At 71.5% G+C, this 15,983-nt stretch carries 15 protein-coding genes and 1 tRNA gene; 7 read left to right on the forward strand and 9 right to left on the reverse strand.

Annotated features, from left to right (window positions below):
• Positions 1–162: 162 nt before the first annotated feature.
• The 5 genes from BLQ34_RS15260 to BLQ34_RS15280 all read right to left on the reverse strand — a co-directional run bounded on the left by BLQ34_RS15260 (position 163) and on the right by BLQ34_RS15280 (position 3,099).
• Entirely contained in the window at positions 163–495 is a 333-nt protein-coding gene (locus tag BLQ34_RS15260; protein WP_091787364.1) for a hypothetical protein, read from the reverse strand.
• A 107-nt stretch (positions 496–602) separates the two neighbouring features.
• Positions 603–1,187 (reverse strand): sulfite exporter TauE/SafE family protein, encoded by a 585-nt coding sequence (locus tag BLQ34_RS15265; RefSeq protein WP_091787367.1) that lies wholly within the window; start codon positions 1,185–1,187, stop codon positions 603–605.
• The gene (locus tag BLQ34_RS19450) at positions 1,106–1,402 is read right to left on the reverse strand and encodes a sulfite exporter TauE/SafE family protein (protein WP_091787370.1); all 297 of its coding nucleotides are present in this window, start codon (positions 1,400–1,402) and stop codon (positions 1,106–1,108) included. Before BLQ34_RS19450 ends, BLQ34_RS15265 begins: the two co-directional genes overlap by 82 nt.
• A 64-nt stretch (positions 1,403–1,466) precedes the next feature.
• Complete coding sequence (locus BLQ34_RS19045; protein WP_091787373.1) at positions 1,467–1,643, reverse strand: hypothetical protein; 177 nt, start codon at positions 1,641–1,643, stop codon at positions 1,467–1,469.
• Between the two features lie 52 nt (positions 1,644–1,695).
• Positions 1,696–3,099, reverse strand: a complete 1,404-nt coding sequence (locus tag BLQ34_RS15280) for an MBL fold metallo-hydrolase (protein ID WP_091787377.1) — start codon at positions 3,097–3,099, stop codon at positions 1,696–1,698.
• 180 nt (positions 3,100–3,279) lie between these two features.
• Between BLQ34_RS15280 and BLQ34_RS15285 the strand changes: the two genes are divergently transcribed.
• Entirely contained in the window at positions 3,280–3,546 is a 267-nt protein-coding gene (locus tag BLQ34_RS15285; protein ID WP_091787380.1) for a metal-sensitive transcriptional regulator, read from the forward strand.
• 64 nt (positions 3,547–3,610) lie between these two features.
• Here the strand turns inward: BLQ34_RS15285 and BLQ34_RS15290 are convergent.
• Positions 3,611–3,695, reverse strand: a tRNA-Ser gene (locus BLQ34_RS15290).
• A 319-nt stretch (positions 3,696–4,014) separates the two neighbouring features.
• The gene (locus BLQ34_RS15295; RefSeq protein WP_091787383.1) at positions 4,015–5,367 is read right to left on the reverse strand and encodes an aminotransferase-like domain-containing protein; all 1,353 of its coding nucleotides are present in this window, start codon (positions 5,365–5,367) and stop codon (positions 4,015–4,017) included.
• Positions 5,368–5,428: 61 nt separating this feature from the next.
• Here BLQ34_RS15295 and BLQ34_RS15300 point away from each other — a divergent pair, with 61 nt between their 5' ends.
• From BLQ34_RS15300 to BLQ34_RS15310, 3 genes are read left to right on the forward strand one after another with little or no spacing between them, the layout of a single operon-like run.
• Positions 5,429–6,919: a CoA-acylating methylmalonate-semialdehyde dehydrogenase gene (locus BLQ34_RS15300; protein ID WP_091787386.1), complete on the forward strand. Its 1,491-nt coding sequence runs from the start codon at positions 5,429–5,431 to the stop codon at positions 6,917–6,919.
• Entirely contained in the window at positions 6,919–8,307 is a 1,389-nt protein-coding gene (locus BLQ34_RS15305; RefSeq protein WP_091787389.1) for an aspartate aminotransferase family protein, read from the forward strand. Before BLQ34_RS15300 ends, BLQ34_RS15305 begins: the two co-directional genes overlap by 1 nt.
• A 57-nt stretch (positions 8,308–8,364) precedes the next feature.
• On the forward strand, positions 8,365–9,750 hold the full coding sequence (locus BLQ34_RS15310; protein WP_091787392.1) for an NAD(P)/FAD-dependent oxidoreductase: 1,386 nt from the start codon (positions 8,365–8,367) through the stop codon (positions 9,748–9,750).
• Between the two features lie 26 nt (positions 9,751–9,776).
• On the opposite strand, the gene BLQ34_RS15315 is transcribed toward BLQ34_RS15310, so the two are convergent.
• Entirely contained in the window at positions 9,777–10,514 is a 738-nt protein-coding gene (locus tag BLQ34_RS15315) for a ribbon-helix-helix domain-containing protein (RefSeq protein ID WP_091787394.1), read from the reverse strand.
• Between the two features lie 157 nt (positions 10,515–10,671).
• On the opposite strand from BLQ34_RS15315, the gene folP reads away from it, so the two are divergent.
• Together folP and BLQ34_RS15325 are read left to right on the forward strand one after the other, a co-directional pair.
• Entirely contained in the window at positions 10,672–11,589 is a 918-nt protein-coding gene (folP, locus tag BLQ34_RS15320; protein ID WP_231961267.1) for a dihydropteroate synthase, read from the forward strand.
• A 321-nt stretch (positions 11,590–11,910) separates the two neighbouring features.
• The gene (locus BLQ34_RS15325) at positions 11,911–12,114 is read left to right on the forward strand and encodes a cold-shock protein (RefSeq protein ID WP_056915917.1); all 204 of its coding nucleotides are present in this window, start codon (positions 11,911–11,913) and stop codon (positions 12,112–12,114) included.
• Positions 12,115–12,210: 96 nt separating this feature from the next.
• Here the strand turns inward: BLQ34_RS15325 and BLQ34_RS15330 are convergent, their stop codons facing one another.
• Positions 12,211–14,133: a penicillin-binding transpeptidase domain-containing protein gene (locus BLQ34_RS15330; protein ID WP_091787397.1), complete on the reverse strand. Its 1,923-nt coding sequence runs from the start codon at positions 14,131–14,133 to the stop codon at positions 12,211–12,213.
• 206 nt (positions 14,134–14,339) lie between these two features.
• On the opposite strand from BLQ34_RS15330, the gene BLQ34_RS15335 reads away from it, so the two are divergent.
• A complete protein-coding gene (locus tag BLQ34_RS15335) occupies positions 14,340–15,977 on the forward strand; it encodes an LCP family glycopolymer transferase (protein ID WP_231961269.1) in 1,638 nt (545 codons plus the stop codon).
• Positions 15,978–15,983 lie beyond the last annotated feature (6 nt).

Here is a 15,983-nt window from a genome sequence, read left to right on the forward strand (position 1 = left end):
TCGGGGCGAGTCGCCGGGTAGGTCAGGTCGAGGAAGGTGCTGGTCGGGGGTTGCCAGCACGCGCCAGGCCTGACCTCCTCGGCGACGAACGTTGCGTCCAGCAACAGGAGCGGCACGGCATACCAGACCTCGTATGCCGTGCCGCTTCGCTGTGCGCGTCCGCTAGGGGAGCTGGCCGGGACCGGGTCCGAACCCGGTGGTGTCCGCGTGCAGCCGGCGGTCGGTGCCGCGGTGGGTCGTCTCGGGAAGGTCCTCGCCGGTGAGGCGCTCCTTGGCGCTCGCGCCCGCGGACTTGGCCGCGTCGCCGAGCTTGGCCGCCACGACGGGCGCCTGCTCCTTCACGGCCTGCTTGACGGTGTCGACCCGCGCCTGGACTGGGTCACTGCCCCAGACCCGGTCGGCCTGCGTCTTGATCTGCTGGTACCTCTTCTGGCCGGCCTTGGCCCCGAGCACGTAGCCCGCAGCGAGACCGGCGAGGAACGAGAGCTTTGCCATGGTTCGCATCCTTTGGTCGGTTCCTCGACCCTAACAAGACCGCAGGTCAGAGGCTTCTCGAGCAGGTGACCCGAGGTGTGCGGCGGGCACAGGCGTCGTGGGTGCGGTCAGAAGAGCGCGGGCGCGTTCGTCGCCGCGGTGTAGGCGGCGACCGCGACCAGCAGGACGGCGAAGGCACGGTTCAGCTGCCGTGGGGGCAGGCGGGCAGTCAGGCGCCCGCCGACCAGGCTGCCGAGGACGGCGACCACGGTGAAGGCGACGACGACGGTCCAGTCGACCCCGGTGGCACCCGTGCTGGCGCGGGCCGTGAGGGCAGTGGCGCTGTTGACGGCGATGACCAGCAGGCTGGTGCCGACCGCGACGGGCATGGGGATGGACAGCGCCAGGACCAGGGCGGGCACGAGGGCGAACCCGCCGCCGACGCCGAAGAAGCCGGTGAGCAGCCCCACCGCGCTGGCCGTCACGACGACCTTGAGCACGCGTGGGCAGGCACAGGCCAGGGGCCGCAGCGACAGCATCGGCCCGGGCTCACGCGCAGTGTCCGCCTCGGGTCGCTGCGAGCGGCGCAGCATGAGGACGGCCACCAGGAGGACGAGCCCGGCGAAGGCGGTCAGCAGCACCTCGGGCCGCACCTGCGCGGCAGCGGCGGAGCCGGCGAACGAGCCGGCGGTGCCGAGCGCACCGAAGGCCAGGCCCTGCCCGAACCGGACGTGGCCACGCCGGGCGGGGGAACCAGCGCGATCAGGGAGGTGGCCCCGACGATGAGCAGGGAGCCGGTGGTCGCCAGGTGCGGGTCCTGGCCCAGCAGGTAGACCAGGGCCGGGACGGTGAGGATGGACCCTCCGCCTCCGAGGGCGCCGAGGGTCACGCCGATGAGCAGTGCGACCGGCAGGACGAGGAGTGACACGCGGGTGCGGCTCCTTCCGGCTGTGCGTGGTGCGCTGTGGTCGGTGTCCGGCCTCGCGGAGAGGTCAGCGACCGAACAACCTGGCAAGCCGGCCCCCGCCGGACGCGGCTGACTTCTCCTCGTCGCTGTGACCCGGGCAGCGGTCCGCGCGCGGCACGCCGGCCATGACCTGGTCGACGTGCTGGCCGCAACCGGCCCAGGTGGTCTTGCCGCAGACCTTGCAGCTCGCTGCACGGCACATGGTGGTGCTCCTTCAGTTCGGTGGATGAGTCGGTGGGGTCGAAGACCGGCGGTCAGGCGGCGGTCGCCATGGGAAGGCCCGCGGCGACGGCGTTCTCGGCGAAGCTGTCGTCGACGGCGACCACGTGCAGGCCATGGGCGGCGAGCACGGATGCGGCGATGGACGCGCGGTACCCGCCGGCGCAGTGCACCCACACCTCGCCGCTCGGGACCTCGGCGATGCGGGTCAGCAGCTCGTGCAGCGGGAGGTTGGTGGCGCCGTCGATGTGCCCGTCCGCGTACTCGCTCGCACGGCGCACGTCCAGCACGGCCACCCGGCGGTGGTGGCGGACCTCGGACAGGTCGGCGAACACCGCCCGCTCGAAGCTGCCGAGGCCTGCGTCGGTCCAGTCCTCAGGCCTGCCCGTGGCGGCTCCCTCGAGCTTGTCGATGCCGATGCGGACCAGCTCGCGCTGGGCTTCGGCCACCTGGCCCGGGCTGTCGCCGAGGAGGGTCAGGGGGGTGCCCCACGGAATGAGCCAGCCGAGGTAGGTGGCGAACTGGCCGTCGAGGCCGAAGTTGAGGGTGCCGGTGACGTGACCGGTGGCGAACGCGGTGCGCGAGCGCAGGTCGACGACCCACTCGCCCTCCGCGATGCGCGCAGCCAGGGTGGCCTTGTCCGCCGCCTGCGGAGCGCTCAGGTCGGCCTCGGTCGGTCCGGCGCTGTTGGCGGGTCCCATGTGGGCGTAGTACGCGGGGTAGGCGTCCAGAGCGGCGAGCGTGTCGGCGACCCACCGCTCCCGCCGCTGGGTCAGGGCCGGGTTCTGCCGCAGCTCGGCGCCGATGGTGGAGGCGGTGGCCTCGCCGGTGGAACCGGCCGAGCAGAAGGATCCGAAGCCGTGGGTCGGGAGGACTGCGGTGTGCTCCGGCAGCTCGTCGGCGAGCCGGTGCGCGGAGGTGAACTGGTGGTGGACCAGCTCGTGGGTGTGCTCGTGGCCCAGCAGGTCGGGCCGGCCGGTCGCCCCGAAGAGCAGCGATCCGCCGGTGAACACACCCACTGGCTCGAACGAGTCGCCCGCGGTCGGCGCGGCTTCGAGAGCGTAGGAGAGGTGGGTGTAGGTGTGGCCGGGGGTGGCGATGGCCCGCACGCGCATCCTGTCGGACACCTCGACCACCTCGCCGTCCCTGACGGGAGTGCGCTCGTAGGCGACCTGGTCGGCGGCGTTGACGTGGTACGCGGCGCCCGTGGCCGCGGCGAGGGCAAGGCCACCGGTGACGTAGTCGTTGTGGATGTGCGTCTCGAAGACGTGGGTGATGGCGACGCCGTGCTCGTCGGCGACGGCGAGGACGCGGTCGATGTCGCGCTGCGGATCGATGACGACGGCCACCGAGCCGTCGTGGGCGAGGTAGGAGCGGTCACCCAGGGTCGGGGTGTCGATGGGGACGATGACCACGGTGGCCGTCGTGGGGGCGCTCATGGGCGTTCTTTCGCGGTGGGAGGTGAGGGAGAGGATACCTCGGGGGGTATCCAGCTGCTCGCAGACTAGTACCCTGGGGGGTATCCTCGTCAAATCGGCCCGTCACATCGGCCCCGAGTGCAGCCGGGGCGCCCCCGCCTCGACACCGCACGCCGCACGCACCAACCCAGGAGCCCCGCCATGGTCACCCTCAACACCGACGACATGACCCCTGTCATCAACCGCCTGCGCCGGGCGCAGGGCCAGATCGGCGGCGTCATCCGGCTCATCGAGGAGGGTCGGGACTGCAAGGACGTCGTGACCCAGCTCGCCGCCGTCAACCGCGCGCTCGACCGGGCCGGCTTCGCGATCGTCTCCTCCGGCATGCGCGAGTGCCTCACGTCGCCGGACGGCATCAACGCCGAGGACCAGGCGACCATGGAGAAGCTGTTCCTCACCCTCGCGTGACGCCGAGCCCTCCCAGCACCGGCGAAGGGCCCGACCGCTTGGCGGTCGGGCCCTTCGGCGCGGGCGGCGGGTGTGGGATTTGAACCCACGAGAGGTTGCCCTCTGGTCGCTTTCAAGGCGACTGCACTCGGCCACTATGCGAACCCGCCCGGGTTGCGCGCCAACTATTCCAGACCTTCCCTTCCGGGCTGGAGCGAGTACCGTGGAGGGCAGCAGGAGGGTGCGCCACGAGCAAGCTCGCCGGCCCCGGGGTTGACGCCCGAATTGTGTTGAATAGCAGCAAAATTCGTGATGCGATCCCAACAGTTCGACCTCACTCATACGCGAATTGAAGGATCCTGAAGCAGCCTTCACGCGACTAGCGTTCAGCGACGGGGGAGATGAGACGTCCGCTTTCGGGCGGCGGGCCGGAGGCCGGGCAACCCTGCAGCCCGGCCTTCGTGCCGTCCGGGACCAGGTCGATACGGGTCAGCGTGCGCGGCCCGGGCGGCCGCCCGCCAGGGCGGCGTCGGCGAGGGCGGTGGCCACCTCGTCGAGGTCTCCCGTGACCGCTCCGACCGTGACCCGCACGTGCCCGCCCACCTCAGGTGGGCCCAGCCGGAACGGTGCCCCCGCCGCGACCCCGATGCCCCGACTGGCGAGCAGCACGACGGCGGCCGTCTCGTCGAGGACCGGCACCCAGATGTTGATCCCCTCGGTGCCCGGCACCGCCACGCCCCGCGCGGCCAGGGAGTCGACGACGTGGGCCCGCCGCGCGGCATACGTGCTCGAGGCGTGGGCCACCTCCGCGCGAGCGGTCTCGCTGGTGAGCAACCCGAGCAGCACCTGTTGGAGCAGCCGGCTCGACCAGCCCTGGCCGAGCTCGCGTCGCGCCGTCACGGCGCGGTGCAGTCCGGCAGGGGCGCTGAGTGCCGCGAGGCGCAGGTCCGGTCCGTGCGACTTCGAGAAGGAGCGGATGTATGCCGTGTGGTCGGGTCGCCACCGTCCCAGGCTCACGAGCGTCTCGCCCGAGAGGCCGGCCGCCGAGTCGTCCTCGACGACGATGGTCTCGGTGCCGTCGAGCAGGGCCGCGATCGCGCGGGCCCGGGCCGCCGTCATGGTGACGCCGACCGGGTTCTGGGCGCGGGGTTGCAGGAAGACCGCGGCCACGGGTTCGCGCAGCGCCTCCTCGAGGGCGGCGAGGGACAGCCCTTCGGCGTCGAGCGGCACGCCGACCAGCTGCGCACCGACCGACTCGAGCAGGTCGACCAGCGGCGGGAAGCCGGGGTCCTCCACCACCACCCGGTCGCCGAAGCGCAGCGTGGTGCGCACGACCAGGTCCATGGCGTCCATGGCGCCGTCGACCACGGACAGGTGGTCGGCGGCATACGGCCAGTCGGCGCGCAGGACGTCCGCGAGCGCAGGGAGGACGGGGTCGTCGAGGTAGCTGCCGGTCTTCGGGGCCGAGGTCAGCGACGTCAGCACCGGGCCGAGCGAGGGCAGCAGCGCAGGGTCGGGGACCCCGGTCGACAGGTCGAGGGTGAAGACGGACTCGTGCCGCAGCGCCTGCCGGTAGCGGCCACCGGCCGGGCCGCCCTGCTCCAGCACGGTCGTGCCGCGTCGTCCGTCGGCGTGGACCGCGCCCGACCGCGCCAGCAGTGCCCAGGCGGCACTCACCGTCGTGGGCGACAGCGCCAGCTCTGCCGCGACCGTCCGGATCGGCGGCAGGCGGTCGCCCGCGGCCAGCTCACCGTCACGGATCGCGGCCGACACCGCGTGGGCGAGGCCCTTCGCGGTGGGCTGGTCGAGGCGGTGCTCGAGGGCGGACAGGAGCTCGGTCATGGTTTGTACCATAGCAATAGTGACATTGTGTTACCAGCGAGTGGATCGTATGGTGGGTGGTATGACGACGCGCATCTCCCACTGGATCGACGGCCGCTCCACCGCGGGCACCTCCGGACGCTCTGCTCCGGTGCACAACCCGGCCACCGGCGTGGTCACCGCCGAGGTCGACCTGGCCTCCGCCGAGGAGCTCGGCGCCGCGGTCGCCAGCGCGGTCGAGGCCGCCCGGGAGTGGCGCCACTCCTCGCTCAGCCGACGAGCAGCGGTGCTCTTCGCCTTCCGCGAGCTGCTTCACCAGCGCACCGACGAGCTCAGCGCCATCATCACCGCCGAGCACGGCAAGGTGCTGTCCGACGCCGCGGGTGAGATCGCCCGCGGACTGGAGAACGTCGAGTTCGCCACCGGGGTCCCGAACCTCCTCAAGGGCGGGTTCAGCGAGCAGGCCGCGACGGGCGTCGACGTCTACAACATCCGCCAGCCGCTTGGTGTCGTCGCCGGAATCACGCCGTTCAACTTCCCGGCGATGGTGCCGCTGTGGATGTGCGCCAACGCGATCGCCTGCGGCAACGCCTTCATCCTCAAGCCGAGCGAGAAGGACCCGTCCGCAGCCCTCTTCCTCGCCCAGCTCTGGAAGGAAGCCGGTCTGCCGGACGGCGTCTTCACGGTCGTGCACGGTGACAAGGTCGCCGTCGACGCGATCCTCGACCACCCGGACATCGCGGCCGTGAGCTTCGTCGGGTCGACCCCGATCGCGAAGTACATCTACGAGCGAGGCACCGCCAACGGCAAGCGCGTCCAGGCGCTCGGGGGCGCGAAGAACCACGCCCTGGTCCTGCCCGACGCCGACATCGACATGGCCGCCGACGCCGTGGTGTCCGCCGCCTACGGCGCGGCCGGTGAGCGCTGCATGGCCCTCTCGGTCGCCGTGGCGGTGGGCGAGGTCGCCCAGCCGCTGGTCGACGCCATCGCCGCCCGGCTGCCCAAGCTGACCGTGGGCGACGGCGCCGACCCCGACACCGACATGGGCCCGCTGATCACCGCCGAGCACCGCGACAAGGTGGCCGCCTACGTCGACGCCGGCGAGGCAGCCGGCGCGAGCGTCGTCGTCGACGGCCGCACCGGTGACCACCCGCAGGAGGGCTTCTTCCTCGGCACCACCCTGCTCGACCACGTCCAGCCCGAGATGACCGTCTACACCGACGAGATCTTCGGCCCGGTGCTGTCGGTCGTGCGCGTCGACACCTACGAAGCGGGCATCGCGCTGATCAACGCCAACCAGTACGCCAACGGCACCGCGATCTTCACCCGCGACGGTGGGGTGGCCCGCCAGTTCCAGTACGACGTCGAGGTCGGCATGGTCGGCATCAACGTGCCGATCCCGGTGCCGGTCGCCTACTACTCGTTCGGCGGCTGGAAGGACTCGCTGTTCGGGGACACCCACATGTACGGCCCCGAGGGGATCAGCTTCTACACCCGCGGCAAGGTCGTCACGCAGCGCTGGCCCGACCCGGCGACGTCGAGCGTCGACCTCGGCTTCCCCCGGACCCGCTGATGACGATCGAGGAGCTGACCGTGGCCAGTGCCTTCACGAGCAACACCGAGGAGCAGGTGCGTCGCGACGACCGCGCGCACGTCTTCCACTCGTGGTCGGCGCAGGGACTCATCGACCCGCTGCCGATCGCCGACGCGCTGGGCTCCCACTTCACCGACTACACCGGCAAGCGCTACCTCGACTTCTCGAGCCAGCTCGTCAACGTCAACATCGGCTACCAGCACCCCAAGCTGGTGGCGGCGATCCAGGAGCAGGCCGGTCGGCTCACGACGATCAGCCCGGCGTTCGCCAACGACGCACGATCCGAGGCCGCGCGGCTCATCAGCGAGCTGGCGCCGGGCGACCTCAACCGCGTGTTCTTCACCAACGGCGGGGCCGAGGCGAACGAGAACGCGCTGCGCATGGCGCGCCTCCACACCGGACGCCACAAGGTGCTGGCGGCCTACCGCAGCTACCACGGCGCCACTGCGGGAGCCATTGCCCTGACTGGCGATCCGCGACGCTGGCCGTCCGAGCCGGGTATGCCGGGCATCGTGCGCTACTGGGGCCCGTACCCCTACCGCTCCGCGTTCCACGCCCGGGACGAGCAGGAGGAGGGGGTGCGTGCGCTGCAGCACCTGCGCGACCTCGTCACGGTCGAGGGACCACAGACGATCGCCGCGATCATCCTCGAGACCGTGGTCGGCACCAACGGGATCCTGGTGCCGCCGCCCGGCTACCTCCAGGGCGTGCGCGAGCTGTGCGACGAGTTCGGGATCGTGATGATCGCCGACGAGGTGATGGCCGGGTTCGCGCGCTGCGGTGAGTGGTTCGCAATCGACCACTGGGGGGTCAAGCCCGACCTGATCACCTTCGCCAAGGGAGTCAACAGCGGCTACGTGCCGCTGGGTGGAGTCGTGATCTCGGAGCGGATCGCCGCGAGCTTCGACCAGCGGCCGTTCCCCGGTGGGCTGACCTACTCGGGCCACCCGCTCGCCTGCGCGTCCGCCGTCGCCTCGATCGAGATCTTCAAGGAGGAGGGCATCGTCGAGCACGCCCGTTCGCTGGGCGCCGACGTCATCGGCCCCGGCCTGCGCGAGCTGGCCGAGCGGCACCCGAGCATCGGGGAAGTCCGCGGGCTCGGGGTGTTCTGGGCGCTGGAGCTGGTGCGCGACCGGGCGACCCGTGAACCCTTGGTGCCGTTCAACGCCGGTGGGGCGGACGCCAAGCCGATGAACGACTTCGCAGCCGCCTGCAAGGAGCGCGGGCTCTGGCCGTTCATCCACTTCAACCGCACCCACGTCGTCCCGCCGTGCACCACGACTGCCGACGAGGTGCGCGAGGGGCTGGCCATCCTCGACGAGGCCCTCACCGTCGCGGATGCGTTCTACACCGGCGCGGACGCCTGACCGCATGCCCGGCGCTATCTCATGCAAAAGGCGAGTTAGCGCCACCGGCGGCCTCCGATGAGCCCACATCCCGCACTGGCGGACGCGGCGCCGTCGGTCTACTGGCTCGACCAGCCGGACCGCCCGGCGCCCTGCCCCGGGCTCGCGTCCCTGGGCCCGAGCGGTCGGTCGGCCGACCTCGTGGTCGTCGGCGCGGGCTATTCCGGGCTCTGGACCGCGTTGCTGGCCAAGGAGGCCGACCCCTCGCGCGACGTCCTCGTCCTCGAGGCCGGTTCGGTGGGGTGGGCGGCATCGGGGCGCAACGGCGGCTTCTGCTCGGCGAGCCTCACCCACGGTGAGGCCAACGGCCGCTCCCGCTGGCCCCAGGAGTATGCCGTGCTGCACCGGATGGGGGTCGAGAACCTCGACGGCATCGAGGCGACCGTGCGGCGCTACGGGATCGAGTGCGACTTCCGCCGCTCCGGTGAGCTGACCGTCGCGACCCAGCCGCACGAGGTCGAGTGGCTGCGGGAGGAGAGCGAGGGCGAGTTCCTCGACACTGACGCGGTTCGGGCGCACCTCGACTCGCCCACCTACCTGGCGGGTCTCTTCCAGTCCGACGAGACGGCGATCGTCGACCCGGCCCGCCTCGCCTGGGGCCTCGCGCGGGCGTGCGAGTCGCTCGGGGTGAGGATCGCCGAGGGCGTGCGGGTGACCGGGCTGACCACCGCGGGAGGGGGCGTCGACGTCGCCACCGCAGCCGGCGCGGTGATCCGTGCCGGGCGAGTCGCCTTGGGCACCAACGCCTTTCCATCGCTGGTTCGTCGCACCCGCTGGCACACCGTTCCGGTCTACGACTACGCCTTGATGACCGAGCCGCTCAGCGCCGCGCAGCTCGACTCGCTCGGGTGGGCCAGTCGGGCCGGGGTCGGCGACATGGCCAACCAGTTCCACTACTACCGCCTCTCGGCCGACAACCGGATCCTCTGGGGCGGCTACGACGCGATCTACCACTACGGCCGACAGCTCGCGCCGAGCCTCGACCAGCGACCGGCCACCTTCGACCGGCTGGCGACGCACTTCTTCGAGACCTTCCCCCAGCTCGAGGGACTGCGGTTCAGCCACCAGTGGGGTGGGGCGATCGACACCTGCACCCGGTTCTGCGCCTTCTTCGGCACGGCCCACCGCGGCCGGGTCGCCTACGCCACCGGGTTCACCGGGCTCGGCGTGGGAGCGACCCGGTTCGGCGCGCAGGTGATGCTCGACCTACTGTCCGGAGTCGAGACCGAACGCACCCGCCTCGCGATGGTGCGCGAGAAACCCCTTCCGTTCCCGCCGGAACCGCTGGCCTACACCGGGATCCAGCTGACCAGGTGGGCGCTCGCCAGCGCCGACCGCCACGAGGGCCGTCGCAACCTGTGGCTGCGCGCCCTCGACCGCGCTGGGCTCGGCTTCGACTCCTGACCCACCGTGGGGCGGCCGACCTGCGGCTACTCCTCCGCGGCGAGGTGGCTGCGCAGGATCTCGGCGGCCACCTCGTCGCGGGACCGGCCACTTCGGGCGGCCTCGCGGTCGAGGGCGGCGGTCAGGTCCGCAGGCAGCACGACGCCGCCGGTCGACGCGCTCGGACCCTGCGCGTCACCAGCGCCCGGCCCGAACTTCATCAGCGCCGCCCCGACCACCGTCCCGAGGACGTCGAGGATCGCGACGATCCCGACGGCCCGGTAGTAGGTGTCGTCGCCCGGGTGCACGCCGAGCACCAGCAGGCTCGTCAGCACCGCCAGCAGGGCGGCGACCCCGATCGTGGCGAGCAGGAGGCGACGGGCGAGCGGGTTCGCCTTCTCGCCGGGGATCAGCAGCAGGCAGACCTGCGCGATGGTCGCGGCGACGATGCCGCCGATCGCGAACGTCTTCACCAGGGCGTCGTCGCTCCGGTCGCCGGTGTCGAGCCAGATCAACAGCAGACCGGTGACGAGCGGGACCAGCACGACGACCCCGCCGACGACCCCGGCCGGCTGGGACCGCCGGCCCGCGGTGGTGAGGTAGCAGAGCACTGCGATGCTGACGACGCCCACCAGCAGCGTGGTCAGCAGGATCTGGCCCTCGGTCTCGCCGAAGTCGCCACCCCCCAGCAGGGCGACGATGCCGAGCAGTGCGGCCAGGGAGAAGGACCCGATGGTCAGGCGGACGATCCAGCGCCGGATCGGCGCGGTGGTGGGGGTGGTCATGCTCCATGGTGGTGCACCGGGTCGGCTCCGCGCCCGGGTATGCGGTGCAACCCGTCCCGCTCTTCATCACCGAGGACACGACGCGCCGCGTCAGCTGGCCGATGCGCGCGGAAACCGCGGCGCGGCCTGTCCTCGGACGGGGTGCGAGGATGACGACGTGAGCCTGCCCGAGCCGCGCGCCCTCGACCTGCCCCGGACGCCACCACTGCGGTTGCGTGGCCGCACCTTCGACGCCGCCCGGCCGGCGGTGATGGGCATCATCAACCGGACCCGCGACTCCTTCTTCGCCGGGAACCGGCACGCCGACCTCGACTCGGCCAAGCGCGCCCTCGACACCGCGGTGGAGGCGGGTGCCGACATCATCGACATCGGTGGGGTGCGGGCCGGTCAGGAGGGCGAGGTCGTCGGTCCGCAGGAGGAGATCGACCGCGTCGTCCCGTTCCTCGCCCACGCCCGCGCCACCTACCCCGACCTCGCACTCAGCCTCGACACCTGGCGCTCCGAGGTCGCCCGGGAGGCGGGGCTGCACGGCCTCGACCTGGTCAACGACACCTGGGCCGGGCACGACCCCGAGCTGGTCCACGTCGCGGCCCGGATCGGTGCCGGCATGGTCTGCTCCCACACCGGGGGTCTCCCCCCGCGCACCGACCCGGTCAAGGTGACCTACGGACCGGACCCGCTCGACGTCGTCCGCGACGTGCTGCGCACCCTGGCCGAGGGTGCGGCGGCGGCCCGGCAGGCCGGCATACCGCAGGACCGCATCCTGATCGACCCGACCCTCGACTTCGGCAAGACGACGGCGCACTCGCTCGAGGTGCTGCGGCACACGGCCGAGGTCGCGCAGCTGGGGTTCCCGATCCTGCAGGCGCTGTCGCGCAAGGACTTCGTGGGCGAGTCGCTCGGGTTGCCGGCCGACGACCGGCTGGAGGGCACCCTCGCGGCGACCGCGGTCGCGGCCTGGCTGGGGGCCACCGTGTTCCGCGCCCACGACGTCCGCGCCACCCGCCGGGTGGTCGACATGGTCGCCGTGATCCGCGGCGACCGTCCCCCCGTCCGTGCTGTGCGAGGCACCTGAGCCGCCCGCTCCACCCCACCGCGGGAGCCGTCCCGGGGTGGCCTCCGAGCCGACTCGGAAGCGCCGGAATTTGACGAAACCATGGGGGGCACGATCCGGGTGGTGCGTGCTAGCGTTTCTCCCGGTTGCATCAAGCAGTTCCTCGCAGGTCGTCGAAGTGCCCGCCCTAGCACCATCAGAGCGGGCATTTGCTTTCCTAGGAGTGATCCTCGGAGAGTCAGGTGGCTGAGGGCGGGCAGGGTCCGTCCGTGGGGGTGTGTACGGCAGCCGGGGTTTCGCAAAGTGCGGATCCCCAATGGCTACAAAAGAAAGAGTTACCCCATGGCACAGGGAACCGTTAAGTGGTTCAACGCTGAAAAGGGCTTCGGCTTCATCGCCCAGGACGGCGGCGGCCCGGACGTGTTCGTCCACTACTCGGCGATCGACTCCTCGGGCTACCGCTCGCTGGACGAGGCGCAGCGCGTGGAGTTCGAGGTCACCCAGGGTCCCAAGGGCCCCCAGGCTGACGCCGTTCGCCCGATCTGATCCGAGGACTGCTCAACCAACAGTCTTCCGACAAGGCCCCCACCGCACGGTGGGGGCCTTGTTGCGTTCCGGTATCCGGTCAGGGACGGGGCGGTGTCAGCGGGCGAGGGCGGTGAGGAACTTCTTCGCCACCGGCGCGGCGACGCTTCCGCCGCTCGAGCCCTGCTCCACCAGGACCGCGAACGCCACGTCGCCCTGGTAGCCGACGAACCACGCGTGCGTCTCGGGCGGGTTCTTGCTGCCGAACTCGGCCGTGCCGGTCTTGCCCCGCACCGTGCCACCCGGGGTCCCCCGGAGCACGGTCGCCGTGCCGCTGCTGACGACCTCGCCCATCAGGGTGCGCAGCTGGCCGACCACCTTGGCGTCGAGCTCCTTCGGCGTGCGGTCGGCCCCGTCGACAGCGGGGTCGGTGACCAGCGCCGGCGCGATCGTCGAGCCGCGCGCCACGTTGCCGGCGAGGACGGCGAGCGCCAGCGGCGACACGACGTTGCGGCCCTGCCCGATCGAGGCCGACGCCTTGTCGGTCTTGCCGTTGTTGTCGGGGATGCTGGCGTCGAACGCGTTGGCCACGCCGAGGGTCTTGGCCCACCCGGTCAGCCCGAGCTCGCCGGCCGCCTTGGCCAGGTCGTCGTCGCCGAGCCTGGTCGACAGCTGCACGAACGCCGTGTTGCACGAGTGCGCGAAGTCGGTGCTGAAGTCGGGGGTGCCGAGCGACTCGCCCTCGAAGTTCTTGTAGGAGCGGCCGTCGACGACGAAGTTCTTCGGGCAGGTCACCGAGGTGCCGGGGGAGACCTTGCCCGACGTCAGCAGCGACCAGGTCGTCGCGATCTTGAACGCCGAGCCGGGCGGGTAGTGGCCGGTGATCGCCCGGTCGAAGCCGAGCTCCGGCGAGTTGGCCGACGCCAGGACGTCACCGGTCTTCACGTCCACGGCGACCAGCGCCGACGGGACGTCGCCGGTCGACGCGAGCGCACTCTCGGCGGCGTCCTGCACGGTCGGCGACAGCGTCGTCGTCACGTCCTTGCCGGGCACGGCGTCCTTGGCGAAGATCGGCGTGTCCGGCGCCGTGCTCGAGGTGACCTGCACGCCCGCGGTGCCGCCGAGGACGGCGTCGTACTGCCCCTGGAGGCCACTGAGCCCGGCGTAGTCGCCCGCGGCATACCGACCCTTGGACCTGGTGATCTGCTCGGCGGTGACGGCACCGAACGAGCCGAGCAACGGCTGGCCGAACGTGCGGGTCTTGGCGAGCGGCTGCTCCCGCGCGGGGTAGATGACGCCCTTGAGGGCGTCGAGGGCGGCCTTGCGCTCGTCGAAGTCGGACTGCCGGTAGGTGATCACCGGGATCGGCGCCTTGCTGCCGGCCTTGGTCGCGGCGGCCAGCTTGGCGACCAGTGACCCGGCCGGCTCGTCGACCACCCGTTCCAGCTCGCGGACCGTGGCCGCGGTGGCGCGGGACGGGTCGATCTGCACCGGGTAGACCTTGCCGATCGGGGTCAGTGCCTCGCCGTCCCGGTCGAGCAGGGTGCCGCGCTCGCCCCAGGTGCGCTTCGCGGTGAGCGTGGCGCCCGTCTTGAGCTCGGGGTGCCACTGCGCGTGGTCCTTGGGGAGGGTGACGGCCCAGCGGTCGCCGCCGGTCTCGGCGAGCTCGACGGTGACTGGCACGTCGTACGACCAGGTGACGCCACCGGCGAGCGTCCACGCGACGTGCGCGGTGGCGGTGGCGCGGTCGCCGGTGCGACGCACCCCGTCGGCGGTCACCTTCACCGGGCCGGAGCCAAGCCCGGCCGTGGCCTTGGTGAAGTCGGCCTGCACGACGTCGCTCCTCGTGCCGGTGAAGATGATGCCCGGATCGGTGAACGAGCGACCCGACCACGAGCTGGCGAAGGCGCCCACCTCCTCACGGGCCGCGGCGTCCAGCTCCTTCTCCCGCTCCTGGTGGTGCCACCACAGACCGGCTCCCGCGGCCGCCGCGACCAGCGCGACGACGGAGACTCCCCCCACCACTGCACGTGTCCTCATGCGTCCATCCAACCCCACTGGTCGCAGTGCTTCGTCCCATTTGTCGCCCTGGGCAGGTCGGCAGACAACCAGATGCCCTCGTATGGCGTCTGCAGGACAAGGCGCGAAAGCCGGAACACTCAGGAAGCGCCCGTACACTCGCGGGGGCGATTCGTCGCCCGGCCACCTGCAGGGGTGGCGTTTTTACGGAGTCAGAGAGGTACACGTTGAGCGAGCCCACCCACGGCTCAGGGCCCACCGACGGCGCGTCCCCCGACAGCGCGCCCACCCCCGAGGGCGCGTCCCCCGACAGCGCGCCCACCCCCGAGGGTGCGTCCGGCGACGGCGCGCACGCCACCGCCCCCCGCCGCCGGTCCGACCGGCACACGGCGAAGAAGCACCGGCACCCCTGGATGCGTCGGGCTGCGTTCGGGGTTGCGGGTGTGCTCGTCGTGGCCCTGGTCCTCGGCGTCGCCGCCTACGTGAAGCTCAACGGCAACATCCAGCGGCTCGACATCACCAGCGCGCTGGGCGACCGCCCGACGCCGCAGGCCACGACGGATGCCCAGACGAACCTCGGCCCGGTCAACATCTTCGTGATGGGTTCCGACAGCCGTGAGGGCACCAAGCTCGGCAAGGGGCAGACCGAGTACGGCATGACCGGGGCCCGGTCGGACACCAACCTGATCGTGCACCTGTCGGCGGACCGCAAGTCCGCGATCGTGGTGTCGATCCCGCGCGACTCGATGACGATGGCGCCGCGGGACTGCAAGAACAAGAACGACAAGGTCGACAACGGCGTCATCCGGCAGTGGAACCAGAACTTCACCCTGGGTGGTCCGGCCTGCACGATCCGCACGTTCGAGGGCCTGACCGGGATCTTCATCGACCACTTCGTGGTGATCGACTTCCGCGGGTTCCAGGACATGGTCGACGCGCTGGGTGGGGTGACGGTGTGCACGCCGGAGCCGATCGACGACAAGGACAGCCACCTGGTCCTCAAGGCCGGCAAGACGAAGGTGAACGGCCAGCAGGCGCTGGGCTACGTGCGGGTCCGCAAGACCGTCGGCGACGGGTCGGACCTGGGCCGGATCGACCGGCAGCAGGCGTTCCTGTCGTCGGTGATCCAGGAGGCGACCAAGTCGTCGCTGCTGCTGCGGCCCGACAAGCTGTTCCGGTTCCTCAACGCCACGACGTCGGCGATGACGACCGACAAGGGTCTCGACATCGGCGAGATGAAGGACATCGCGCAGAGCGTGCAGAAGATCGGCACCGACCAGATCCGGTTCGTGAAGCTCCCGACCGAGTCCTACGCCCCGGACCCCAACCGCGTGCAGTGGACCAGCAGCGCCGACACGATCTGGAAGGCGATCCGCAAGGACCAGCCGCTGCCCGGCACCAAGGTGCCGTCGGGCACGACCACGGCCACTGGTTCGCCGACCACCTCCGAACCGGCCCTGACGGTCAGCCCGGACGCCATCTCGGTGCGGGTGTCCAACGACTCCGGGATCGCCGGACTCGCCAAGCAGACGGCCGCCGAGCTCCAGGTCCAGGGCTTCAAGATCGACTCCTACGTGACGGGCACCGGCAAGCCCACCGACGGCGTCGTCGTGCGCTACGGCCCGGGTCAGAAGGAGGCCGCTCGGACCGTTGCCGCGGCCTACCCCGGAGCGCAGATCCGGGCCGACGACCTGCTCGGCTCGACCATCGAGCTGAGCATGGGCCTCGACTCGCCCCAGGCCGTGGAGGTGCCCAACCGCCTCGGCACGACCCCGCTGCCGAAGCCGAGCGTCACCGCCACGCAGAGCACCGGGCCGAGCGAGACCATCAAGGCACGCACCGCGTCGCAGGACATCTGCACCTGATCGCGG

The sequence above is a fragment of the Pedococcus dokdonensis genome (assembly GCF_900104525.1).
Lineage (GTDB): Bacteria > Actinomycetota > Actinomycetes > Actinomycetales > Dermatophilaceae > Pedococcus > Pedococcus dokdonensis.